At 66.0% G+C, this 11,750-nt stretch carries 9 protein-coding genes; 8 read left to right on the top strand and 1 reads right to left on the bottom strand.

Features of this window, described 5'->3' with window-relative positions; translation table 11 throughout:
* The first annotated feature begins 253 nt into the window (after window positions 1-253).
* The 8 genes from ASF76_RS09570 to ASF76_RS09605 all read left to right on the top strand — a co-directional run bounded on the left by ASF76_RS09570 (window position 254) and on the right by ASF76_RS09605 (window position 10,538).
* Window positions 254-1,270 carry a hypothetical protein gene (locus tag ASF76_RS09570; protein WP_055956590.1) on the top strand — a complete coding sequence of 339 codons (1,017 nt, stop codon included), beginning with the start codon at window positions 254-256 and terminating at the stop codon, window positions 1,268-1,270.
* Complete coding sequence (locus ASF76_RS09575) at window positions 1,267-2,130, top strand: alpha/beta hydrolase (RefSeq protein WP_082484964.1); 864 nt, start codon at window positions 1,267-1,269, stop codon at window positions 2,128-2,130. The genes ASF76_RS09570 and ASF76_RS09575 overlap by 4 nt, the downstream gene beginning before the upstream one ends.
* 189 nt (window positions 2,131-2,319) lie before the next feature.
* The gene (locus tag ASF76_RS09580) at window positions 2,320-3,672 is read left to right on the top strand and encodes a polysaccharide biosynthesis tyrosine autokinase (RefSeq protein ID WP_055956596.1); all 1,353 of its coding nucleotides are present in this window, start codon (window positions 2,320-2,322) and stop codon (window positions 3,670-3,672) included.
* Window positions 3,665-5,851 carry a glycosyltransferase gene (locus ASF76_RS09585; protein ID WP_162240815.1) on the top strand — a complete coding sequence of 729 codons (2,187 nt, stop codon included), beginning with the start codon at window positions 3,665-3,667 and terminating at the stop codon, window positions 5,849-5,851. The genes ASF76_RS09580 and ASF76_RS09585 overlap by 8 nt, the downstream gene beginning before the upstream one ends.
* Window positions 5,848-6,819, top strand: a complete 972-nt coding sequence (locus ASF76_RS09590; RefSeq protein WP_055956601.1) for a glycosyltransferase family 2 protein — start codon at window positions 5,848-5,850, stop codon at window positions 6,817-6,819. The genes ASF76_RS09585 and ASF76_RS09590 overlap by 4 nt, the downstream gene beginning before the upstream one ends.
* A 59-nt stretch (window positions 6,820-6,878) precedes the next feature.
* On the top strand, window positions 6,879-8,276 hold the full coding sequence (locus ASF76_RS09595; RefSeq protein WP_055956603.1) for a NosD domain-containing protein: 1,398 nt from the start codon (window positions 6,879-6,881) through the stop codon (window positions 8,274-8,276).
* Window positions 8,257-9,318 (top strand): glycosyltransferase, encoded by a 1,062-nt coding sequence (locus ASF76_RS17060; RefSeq protein ID WP_162240816.1) that lies wholly within the window; start codon window positions 8,257-8,259, stop codon window positions 9,316-9,318. Before ASF76_RS09595 ends, ASF76_RS17060 begins: the two co-directional genes overlap by 20 nt.
* A complete protein-coding gene (locus ASF76_RS09605) occupies window positions 9,315-10,538 on the top strand; it encodes a glycoside hydrolase family 5 protein (protein ID WP_055956608.1) in 1,224 nt (407 codons plus the stop codon). Before ASF76_RS17060 ends, ASF76_RS09605 begins: the two co-directional genes overlap by 4 nt.
* A 48-nt stretch (window positions 10,539-10,586) precedes the next feature.
* Here the strand turns inward: ASF76_RS09605 and ASF76_RS17350 are convergent, their stop codons facing one another.
* Window positions 10,587-11,687 carry an Ig-like domain-containing protein gene (locus tag ASF76_RS17350; RefSeq protein ID WP_156459208.1) on the bottom strand — a complete coding sequence of 367 codons (1,101 nt, stop codon included), beginning with the start codon at window positions 11,685-11,687 and terminating at the stop codon, window positions 10,587-10,589.
* Window positions 11,688-11,750 lie beyond the last annotated feature (63 nt).

Here is an 11,750-nt window from a genome sequence, read left to right on the forward strand (position 1 = left end):
AGACGGGCAAGTGCGCCCCGCACAACCCGCGGCGCGGGGGGTTGCAGGTTCGAGTCCTGTAGCCGGCACGCCGGCGGTGGTCGATCGCCGTGGGGCTGCGTCGAATCGCGGCGGTGAGAGGGAGGCGGTCGTCCTCACATGTGCATTGCGACATGTGCTCGGCGTCAGCGGCCACGTGGGATTGGCGTAGCCTTCTTGGAAGGCCAAAAAATCCGTCATCGTTTCGAGGGCGCGTTCCGGGGGAAGGTCTGCGGTGTCGAACATCCCAGAAAAGATCGTCGTTTTGCACTCTCTGGCGCCGCCAGACGGCACGACGCGTTATGTCGACCAGATGACCGAAGGGGCCCCTGGCGACGTCGAGGTACGCTACTTCACGTGGCAATACGCCCTCTTCGGAGCTTATGACGTGCTTCATCTGCATTGGCCGGAGTTCCTGGTGAGAGCAAGGTCGCGCAGGGTGAGACTCGCGAAGCGGACGGCGATGCGGGTCCTGTTGCTTCGCGCCCGTCTCAGGCGCATCGCGATCGTGCGGACGACGCATAATGTGCAGCCTCACGAGGAGGGCACGACCGCCGAATCTCGACTCACACGAGCGGTCAACGCGGCGACCACGGAGTTCGTCCACCTCAACCCCGTCACCGAAGCTCCAGGACCCGGAGCAGAGACGATCATTCCGCACGGGCACTACCGCGAGCGGTTCGCCTCCTACGCCCACCCGTCTCGACAGGCGGGGCGGATCCTGTATTTCGGCATCATCCGCCCGCGGAAGAATGTGGAGCATCTGATTGATGTCTTCCTGCGATCCGACTGCCCCGAATGCCGGTTGCGGATCGTGGGTTCACCCACCGAAGACCTCGCGCGGCGCATCAGGAAGCGTATCGATGGCCACGAGCGGATCTCCGCGCGTCTCACATTCGTCGACGACGCGGAACTGGTGGCGGACGTGACCATGGCGACGCTTGTCGTGCTCCCCTATGCGGAGATGCACAACTCCGGGGCCGCGCTCGTCGCTCTCTCGTTGGACCGCCCTGTCCTGGTGCCCCGCAGCGCCGCGAACGCCGCCCTCGCCAGTGAGGTCGGCAGCGAGTGGGTCACGATGTTCGACGATGAGCTCGACGAAGACGACCTGATGAAGGCGCTTGCAGCAGCCGAGGCACTGAGCACCTCCGCGCGGCCTCGATTGGAGGGCCGGGACTGGGATGAAGTAGGCCGGCGCCATCGAGACGTGTACCGCAGCGCCATCCAACGCGTTCGAGGAGGACGACGATGAATCGCATCGCTGCACGTGCGATGGCTGTCGCAGGCACCATAGGTCTCATCTGTGTGATTGCGTCGTGCAGCCCCTCGCGACCACAAGAAACACCTGATCCGGCTATCACCGTCGAGAACGACATCCCGTATCCCGGTGCGGATGGCGGTGATCTTCAGGCCGACGCCTGCCTGCCCACCAGCAGCGGGCCACACCCGGCGGTGGTCCTCGTCCACGGCGGTGCCTTCAAGGAGGGCGATCGCGGCACGATGTCGCGAATCTGTCGTGCGCTCGGGGATCAGGGGTTCGCCGCCTTCGCGGTGGATTACCGTTTGCTTCCCTCCACCTACCCGGCCCAGGTGGAGGACGTCATGGCATCCGTGCAGTGGCTGCGTGAACCCGCTCAGGCGGAGCGGTTCAATCTGTCCCGCTCGGTCTCGATCCTCGGAAGCTCGGCGGGCGCCATCATCGCCCTGAGCGCCGCCGAACAGCTTCGCAGCGCGTCGGCGCCCGTCGATGCCGTCGTGGCCCTCTCTCCTGCGGGCTCGCTGACGGCGGATGCGGCGCAGTTGGGTGATCCTCGACCTGACCTCGAGCAGGTCGTCCAGGAGTACCTCGGCTGCGACGACCTGAGTGATTGTGCGATCGCAGGCGAGGCGTCTCCCGCGACGTCCGCCGATCTGCTTCCGCCGACGCTCATCATCCACGGAAGCGACGAACTCATTCCCCTTCAGCAGGCGCAGTTGCTCGACCAGTCGCTGCAAACGGCTGGTGTCATCCACGACCTGATCGTCGTCGATGGACAGAAGCACGGTCTGCAACTCCTGAACAACGACACTCGCGCCGGTATCGTGCGTTTCCTGAGCGACCACTCTTCCTGACCCTCGGCCGCGTACGCGGTGAGTCCGCGGTCGGTATGACAAAAGACGACTACCCGACGCTTCGACGCAACGTCGGCGCAACGAACAATCATTAATCTGACAACATCCATGACGTCGCCCTCCGTCGCGTCCTCGGGCACTGAGATTCGAGGTGCGACGCCGGAATTTGTCACGAACGATCGGACCCACATGAGCGCCACCACCCTCTTTCGAGCATTGAAGAAATGGTGGTGGACTCTGTTGGCATTCGCTGCCTTGGGTGCCGCCGCCGGTTTCGCCGCCAGCCTCGTGTTGCCGGCTTCCTACACGTCGACGGCTCAGCTCGTCATCGCGTACAACGCACCAGCACAGGCGAACTCCTCCGACCTCGTCCAAGCGAATAACTTCGCCGTGCAGAAGGCCTTCGCGTACACCGAGGTCGCGCGATCGCCGCGCGTGCTCGAGCAGGTAATCGAGTCGGAGGGTCTCGGCATCACCGTCGAAGCGGCGGCGCGCCAGCTCTCGGTGGAGGCACCGATCAATACCCCCATCCTTGCGCTGTCAGCGGAGGCACCGACCGCGCAGCAGGCGACTCAGCTCGCCAGCGCATTCGTGACCGCCTTCAGCGAAACCGTGCAGTCCATCGAGACCCCGATCGGCGGAACGACGTCGCCCGTGCGCATCGAGACTCTTCAAGAACCGACGGTCCCCATTGATCCGACGTCGCCCAATACCCTGACCAATCTCGCGCTCGGCTTCGCCGTCGGCTTCGCCCTCGCGCTCCTCTGGATCGCTGTGGCGGCTGCGCGTGATCGCCGCGTGCACGGTGCAGCGTCGGTGGGTGACGGGGGCCCGCGGGTGCTGGGCAGCATTCCCGCGAGCGGGAGAGCCGATCTGACCGAAGTGGCGGATTCGCCGCAGTCGGCGGCGTCGGAGGCGTACCGAACCGTCGCTGCGGTCCTCGGCCACATGCCGAACACGCGCCTGGATGTCGTCGCGATCGTTCCTGCCACGCCTCGGGATGGCGCTTCCGCGCTGTCGACCAATCTAGCCTTGGCCATGCGGGAGTTCGGTGTCCGAGTCGCGCTCGTCGACGCGAACCTGCGGTCAGGCACCATTTCTTCTTCGCTGTCGCTCGATGGGCCCGGACTGGCCGGAGTGCTCGCCGGCACGGCCACCGTCGCAGAGGCACTGCGTACGGTGTCGGGTATCGATGTGCTGCCGGTTGGTGAGACGAGCCAGAACCCCGCCGAACTCATGTCCGGATCGGGCTTCGCCGGTGTCGTGAAGACTCTGTCCGAGGCCTACGACATGGTCGTCCTCGACGCTGCACCGTCTCTCCCTCTCAGCGACGCGATCTTCTCCTGCTCTGTGGCCGGTTCCACGGTGCTCGCGGTGTCCGCGGGCCGTGCGACATCGGCGCAGCTGGGCGCGGCGGCGGATGGACTGCGCGCAGTGGGCGTCGACCCTGTCGGCGTCGTCGTCATGGATGCCAAGACAGCCGGCGTCGACGCGGATCCCGCCACGGCGCTCTTCCGCGATCTGCGAACCTCGCGTGCCTGAGTCCGGGCGTACCCCGCTACGGGTCGCCATCCTCACCACGGCGCTCAGCGGGGGCGGAGCGGAATTCGTCGCGGGTGCGTGGGCGCATTGGCTCGCTGAGGAAGGGCACGAGGTCACGGTGATCCTCACGGATCCGTCGGCTGAGATCCCCGACGATATGCTCTCGCCGGTCCGTCGTCTGGCGGGGGGAGGCTCCGCAGCCACGGTGCGACAGCTGCGAACCGAGCTGCGTTCGCATCCCGTCGACGCGGTCGTGGCCCTGCAGAACTTTCCGAACCTGATCGCGCTGGCCGCGACGCGGGGTTTGCGCCGGCGGCCTGCGGTCCTCATCAGCGAACGCAACATCACCACCCGGGAAGACGAGCGTCGCTCACGGTCCGATGTGGCGAAGCGGGAGATCGCTCGACGGGCATACCGGTTCGCCGACACGGTGATAGCCATATCCCATCCGGTTGCCGGTGAACTCGTCGGCGCATACGGGGTGCGGCCGGAGCAGATCGTCGTCGTGCCCAATCCGGCCGGCCGACGCGCCGAGATACGAACGGTGTCCTCGCATCGTTCGGAATCGATAGACCTCGACCGCACGGTCAACCTTCTGCTGCCCATGCGTCTCGTCCCGCAGAAGCGCGCGACGCGCGCCGTGGAAGCGGCGGCTCTCCTCCGGGAAGACGGTCTCGACGTTCGTGTCGTCTGTTTCGGGAAGGGGCCGCTCGTCGACGAGCTCAAGTCCTTCGCGGAGGATCGCGGCGTCCCCCTTGATCTGCCGGGATGGACCGCCGACTGGGTGGCGTCCGCACCGCCGAATTCGGTGACCGTTCTGCCCTCTTACCGCGAGGGTTTCGGCAACACGCTCGTCGAGTCCGCCATGGGGGGTATCCCGTGCGTCGCCGTCTCGAACGCCTACGGGTCCGCTGATGCCATGATCCCGACGGTCACGGGAGAACTGGCGTTCTCCGGAGATCCCAAAGACATCGCGGATGCCGTCCGGCGCGTGCGCGGAATAGACCCTGTCCGGACAGCGGCCTGGGCGCGCCGGTTCTCGAGCGCCCGAAGTGGGGAGATTCTCTTGGCCGCCATCGATCGCGCCCGGGCGGTTGCGACGCCGACGTCAGTGCCGGTGCTCGCATCCGCTGTCGGTCAGTACGACAACATCGGCGATACCGTCCTCCGACGTGCGTACCTCGACCACTTGCGGCCGCTCGGACCCCTCACCGTCTGGGTAGGCGACAAAGCCCCGGATTACCTCAGCGGCCTCGGCCTCACGGAGAAGGACACGATCGTGGCCGATCCTGCGCAGTGGCGCAGTACGGTGTCACGGCAACTGCTATCGGGCCGCGGCGTCTATGCCTTCGATACCGGTGAGACGGAGGTACGTCGCGCGTTCGCGTTGCGCTATCTTCGTCTGGCGCCGCTCCTTCTCGTCCACCGCCTGCGCGGTGGAACCGCCATCCTCACCGGCGTCGGGGTGCGGGAACCGCACGTGTGGCGTCATGTGATCGCAGCCGTCCTGCGCCTGTGCCGCGTCGTCACATGGCGCGACGCCGCCAGTCGTCGGATGCTGGGTATCGGAGAGGTGAGCCCGGATTGGGCGTTCGCCCTTGGGGCGGATGCCGAGACACTCCGTGACACTGCACATGAGCGTCCGCTTCTCGCCATCTCCGTGCGGCAAGGGCTGAAGCACGCGGCTCGTGAGCGCCCCGACGACCGTTGGGTGACCACCGTCCGCACGCTGGCCGAGGATCTGGGCCTGCGCCCCGTCGTCGTAGCCCAGATCGAACGGGACGGAACTCTCGCCGAAGACCTCGCTGACCGCCTCGGATGTGAAGCCATCACCTGGCTCGACCATTCTCACGCGCGCCAAGAACAGCGGCTGCGGGAAACGTATCGCAACAGCGCGGCGGTCGTGAGCGACCGTCTGCACGCGGTCGTCATCGCGGCGACCGAAGGCGCGGTCCCGATCGCTCTCAGCACGGGTCCCTTGGACAAGACATCGCGAACCCTCGAGGGTGCGGGCATCGTCGGAACGAGCGTCGACCGAGATTTGCGCGACCTGGAGGCCGTCGCGGCCACGGTCAGATCCGCTCTCGCCCGCCGCGAGGAGATCGTCGAGGCGGTCATACACGCCAGAACGAGGCTCACCCGGCTGATGGACGTCATCTCCCGGCAGGTCCGCCGGTGACGGGCCGCCCTCTCGTCAGCATCGTCCTCCCCGTCTACAACGCCACGAAGTATCTCTCGGACTCGGTTCAGCGTCTACGGGCTCTGGACTACCCGTCATACGAGGTCGTCATCGTCGATGACGGTTCCCAGGACGGTACGGCGGCAAAGGCTCGGGAGCTGACCGCCGGGGATGCGCGCTTCGAGGTCGTTGAGCTACCGGAGAACCGGGGCGTGGCGCGGGCTCGTCGGGCCGGTGTCGAGGCGGCAGCGGGGGAGCTCGTCTGGTTCGTCGATGCCGACGACTCGTGGACCACGGATGCACTTCGTGTACTGGTCGGCATGGCGACGGAGCGTCGAGCGGATGTGGTCGTGGCAGCCGCGGCGCTGGTGACGAGGGGAGGCCGTCGACGGGCCATCACTCCGCCGGTGTCGGCTCCGGTCGACGGCCGCACTGCATTCCGCATGCTCATGCGCGGGGAGATCACCGGACACCTGTGGAACAAGCTGTTTCGTCGCGAAGTGCTTCTGCGTGCCGAGTTCACGCCGGCTCGGGTGCAATCCGATCTCGCTCTCGTGGCCGACGTGCTGGGGCACGCGACAACTGTCGCGTTCACGGGGGTCGTGATCTACACCTACGTCCTGCATGACGGGTCGATCATCACGTCCGTTCCCCGTCGGGCAGACTCCCTGGCCTTGGTGCATCGGCGCGTCTCCGACACGGCTCGACGACTCGGGCTTCAAGAATCGAACGATCTAGCGTACTTCACGGCGCGTTATATCGCACTCTCCGGCATCAAAGATGCGCTGCAGGCAGGCTATTCAAAGGGTGAAAAAAAAGCACTAGTTTCGCGCAATCGGGGGCTCATTCATTGGATCAGTATTAGAGTCAGCATGCGACGCCGTGATCTTCGACGGATGCTACTGATCGCTACCGCCATGACCTCTTTACCTGCGCATTCAGTACTCCTGAAGATTTCCGACCGATAGGCGTCACTTGTGATCGACCATGGGTTCGGGAGTGCGCCATGTCTCTATCGTTTGATCGTTTGTCGACCGTCTTCATCCTCATGATCGCCGTGGTGGGCTCGGTGATCATGGGCAGCCCTACGGGGGCGGCAGCAGCCGCACCCGCTCCGCCCGCAACGTACGAGGAGAACTCGTCCGCCATTGCCTACAACGGATCCTGGACGACCTTGACGTCATCGGGCTCGAGTGGAGGGTCCATTCGTTACAGCACTGTCGCGAGTGCGTCGGCGAGCCTGACCTTCTCGGGCAGCTGGATCACGTGGTATACGTGGAAGTCGCCGAACGCGGGCATCGCACGCGTTCTCGTGGACGGGGTCGAGGTCGCCCGGGTCGACAACTATTCCAAGACGTCGGTGACCGGCGTGATCGGATACAGCGCCCCGGTGGTGGATGGAACACACACCATCACCGTGGTCGGGTCGGGTTCGAAGAACGCGGCCTCGGGTGGTCGGATGACCCATTTCGACTCCTTCGTCGTGACGGCCGAGACCGTCGCTCCGTACGCCGATGCGAGCGTTCCGCGCGCGGAGGACTGCCCGACGGCCACCCAGACGGTTACGAACGCCGCAGAGCTCACAGCCGCGCTCAAGGGTGCGCAGCCAGGAGACGTCATCCGCCTCGCTGACGGAACGTACACAGGCAAATTCGCGCTCTCCGTCTCGGCGACGCGCGATCGTCCCGTGTGGATCTGCGGATCGCCTCGCGCCGTCTTGACGACCGGCGCTATCGACACCGGTTCTGCGCTCCGTATCGACGCGTCGTCGAACATCGTGCTGACTGGATTTACCGTCGAACGGTCCCTGCAAGGCATCATGATCAAGTACAGCTCGCGTATGGTGCTTAGCGACCTCGTCGTACGTGATACCGGCTACGAGGGGATTCATCTCTACGCGATGACCAGCGACAGTGTGGTTGCGCACTCGACCTTGGCGCGCAACGGTTCGTTGGACGTGTCATACGGCGAGGGCGTGTATATCGGCACGTCGCAGCGTCGTTGGGACGAAGTCACGGGTGGTGAGCCCGATGCATCGAACCGAAACGTCATCGTGTCGAATCGCTTCGTCCAAACCGGCGCCGAGAGCATCGATGCCAAGGAGGGGACGAGCGGAGGCACCGTCGCCGACAATACCTTCGAGGGATTCCTCAACGGCTCGCGAGCTCTCGGGTGGGTGCTCGTCACGGGTAACGAATGGGCCATCATCGGCAACGACGGCGATGACGCCGTGGGAAACGCATACTCGTCATTGAGTTGGGGTGACTGGGGCTACGACAATGAATTCCGAGACAACACGGGTCGAGTCGGATCGTCGGGCTATGGTGTATGGGTTCATGACAAAACGCGGGGGGTAGCCGTCGCGTGCGACAATCAGGTGACCGCCGCAGGAAGTGGGAACACGAATGTCTTCTGCTCATCTTGAGGGACGCATCGTCTTCGTGGTCGGCTCCTCCGACGAGCCCGGCAGGGCATCGGCGGCGGCGTGGTCCGACGGCCTCGTCACGCAGGGAGTGGCCGTCGAGACGGTGAGTCTGGGCCAGCTGCCGGGAAGTGGCCGAGCTCGTGTGGCCGCACTTTCGGCGCGGATCGATGTCGAGGGGGTCTCGGCTGTCGTGGGCTCCGGAACGCTGTCGAATCTGGCTGCCATCGCCGCTCGGGAATTGACGAGCCGGCGCCCGGCCGTCGTCGCCACCGAGCATGAGTTGCTCACGCCCCGTCGCCGTAGCGCCGATCCCGTCACTCGGCTCGCCGTGGCGAGGGCACGCCGGGAGTATCGCCGCGCAGATATCGTCACCGGCTCCTCGCACGCGCTTGCTGCCGAGATCAACGCTGGCTTCGCGGTGCCTGCCAGCCGCAGTCTCATCGTTCCGGAACCTGCTCTAGCGGGCGTGCGGCGTTCGAAAAGCCGACTCGAGCACGAGGGGGCGGCGAGTGCCGAGCTGCACGTCGTCATCGCGGGCGAACTCATCGAAGCGAACGGGCCTCTTCACGTCGTCGCGGCAGTGGGTGAGCTGATACGGCGAGGTGTGAATGTGAGGATGAGCACGCAAGCGGGCGGGCCATTGCGGGAAGCTGTTCTCGCGGCCGCGAGAACTCACGGCTTGGCAGTGGGCACCCTCTCTGCCGGCGTACTTCCGGCAGGTTCCATCGTGGTGCTCGGCGCATCTCACTCGGGCCTCGGCGGCGACCTCGTCCGAGCAGCAGCAGCGGGCGTGCCGGCCGTCGCCGTATCGACCGCGCTCGGTGTGGCTGATGCGGTGATCCCCGGCATTACGGGCGAGCTTGCGGTGTCGGGTGATCCTTCCGCCCTCGCGGACGCCATTCAGGCGGCGTCACTCCTCGATGTGGGGGGAGTGGACGAGTGGCTCGACCGCTTCGACGTGGCCCCGAGCACCGCACTCCTCACCCGCGCGATCAATCTGGCGGTTCGACGAAACGAGGCGACCCGGGTCGCCTCGGCATGACCCATCCGTCGGCGGCCGAGGGAATCGCGGTCTTCTCAGACGACCGTCCCTCCGGTCGCCGACGGAAGAAGGTGCGCTCGACCACAGCGCTGGCAGCGCTGACCGTCGCGGCGGTCAGCGCACTGGCAGGTTGTGTGCCGACGCCGTCGCCTGACGTGGTCCCCGTACCCGCAGATGCGTTCGAGACCTATCTGGAGGGCCGGCCCTACCTCCGCGGTGTCAACGTCTACGGCCACATCTTCGGAGGTGCGGGCGCCCAGGCGGGGGACTTTGCAGAGCCGGAGTCCAGCTACCGCTTCCTCGCAGCCCGTGGCATTGATATCGTCCGCCTCCCGATCCCCTGGCAACGATTGCAGGTGATCCCGGACGGGGGATCCGCCGAGGACGGTTTGGCCCAGCCGGTGGATGCCGGATATCTGGACGCCATCGCCGAGGAGGTCGCATCCGCGTCTGCTCAGGGGGTCCGCGTCGTCATCGATCTCCACAACGGGTGCACGTACCCCTGGGGTGCCGGTCCGGCGATCGAGGGCAGTGTCCGATGCGGAGACGGGATCACCGAGGACCACGTGAAGACGGTGTGGGCGGCGATCGCGGGTCGATTCCGTGACGATCCGGGCGTTGCGGCGTTCGACGTGTTCAATGAACCGCGGTGGTCGGTCGGGGTCGAAACCTACAAGCACTTCGCCCAGGTCGCGGTGGACGCCATCCGTTCGACAGGCGCGACACAACCCGTGTGGGTCGAAGGCCTCCTCAGCGACACGCGCGGCCGTCTCTCGGCCATCGCGCCGAACGGGCCGTGGATCGTCGATCCCACTGGACGGGTGATCTACTCCGAGCACTTCTACGCCACTTCCTCGGGGCCCGAGTGGACCGACGTCGACCAACCCGACACCGTCCTCGACCGCGTGCGCAGTTTCGGCGAGTGGTGTGCGAAGTGGTCGGTGCGATGCTCGGTCGGGGAGGTGGGATGGCCCTCAGGCGGTGAGGGCGGCGTCGTATCGGGAGCGGATGCGGAGAAGTGGAATGATCTGTTCGACCGCTTCTACGATATCGCGGACGAATACCGCCTCGACGTGACCTATTTCGGGGCGACGAGCACTCGTACCGTGGGAACGCTCTTCGCCTATGTCTCGAGTCGCCCCGGCACACCGTCCGCCACGGGTCTCGACACGGCGCTGTCTCAGTCGCGCGTCATCGAGAGGCATCTCTCTGCTCCGTGAAATCTGCCTGTCGCGCCGAGGGCAGCACCGTCGGCGCGACAGACGAGTTCAGTTCCGGATCGTGAAAGTGACGGCGGGGGAGGTGCCGGTGTTCCCGGCCGCGTCCGTCGCCTTCGCCGTGATGGCGTAGGTCGCGTTTCGGACGTTGCGGGTGTCGTACGCGGCGCGCCATTCGCCCGTGGTGGTCTGATTGGCCACCGCAATGCGGTTGGTTCCCACCCAGACCGTCACGCCTGTCACGCCCACCGCGTCGACGGCGCTGACACGGATCGTGGCCACGCCGGAGACGACGGCTCCATTACTGGGGGAGAGGATCTCCACGACCGGTGCGGTGGTGTCGGGCGAGGGCGTCGGGCTGGGTGTCGCCGAGGCGGAAGGCGTGGGCGAGGGCGTAGGTGTAGGCGTTGGCGACGCGGTAGGCGTAGCGGAGGGGCTCGGCGTGCTGGTCGGACTGGCCGTAGGGCTCGGGACCGGTGCCGGAGTCACTGTCAACGACCCCCATCGTGTCATCGAGGCGGTGAAGTCCGCGGTGGCGAAACCCGGAGTATTGTGCCCCATCGCATGAGTGCGGATCGATGCCTCCGCCGCGACGTCGTCGATGCGGCGAACGAGTTCGAGAGAATGTTGCTGGGGAGGAACGACGGCGTCGCTGTCGTCCGGTGAGGACACCACCACGCGCACCTTGGCTCCGCGCCACGCGTCGGCCCCGAAGCGAGCGGGGTTGGCGGCGTCGATGGCGTCCAGGTCGTCGCCGAAGACGGCCTGTACCGAGAGTTGACCACGGCCTCCGCCGTCGTACAGCGCGCGGAGGTCGTAGGCGGCGTTGACGTCGTACATTCCGGTGATGTTCGGCAGCAGGCGGCGCGCATAGGTCTCGGCGGCAAGGACGCCGCCTCCCGAGGTGGCGCGCAAGACGACCGACTCGACCGTGAACAGGTTGCTCAGCCAGGTCAGGCCCGCGTTCTGAAGATTCACCGCGCGAGGCGCGGAGTACAGTGTTCCGCCGACCTTCTGGCAGATGGCGATCGCACCACGCTCTACCGCCCACATCGCCGACGTGCGGAAACCGCCGTCGAGCGCGTTGTGATCGCCGCCGGACCCATGGTAGAAGAACACCACCGGGACCGCGGTCCCCTGGTTGGGTTTCACGCTCTGGGGAACGTAGAGACGAGCTTGATCGCCGCTGATGGTGACGCAGATGTTATCGAACAA

The organism is Microbacterium sp. Leaf151 (assembly GCF_001424225.1).
Taxonomy (GTDB): Bacteria; Actinomycetota; Actinomycetes; order Actinomycetales; family Microbacteriaceae; genus Microbacterium.

Coding starts and splice junctions, on each gene's coding strand:
- ASF76_RS09575 (WP_082484964.1), top strand. CDS start 1,267: ATGAATCGCATCGCTGCACGTGCGATGGCTGTCGCAGGCACCATAGGT.
- ASF76_RS09580 (WP_055956596.1), top strand. CDS start 2,320: ATGAGCGCCACCACCCTCTTTCGAGCATTGAAGAAATGGTGGTGGACT.
- ASF76_RS17060 (WP_162240816.1), top strand. CDS start 8,257: ATGTCTTCTGCTCATCTTGAGGGACGCATCGTCTTCGTGGTCGGCTCC.
- ASF76_RS09605 (WP_055956608.1), top strand. CDS start 9,315: ATGACCCATCCGTCGGCGGCCGAGGGAATCGCGGTCTTCTCAGACGAC.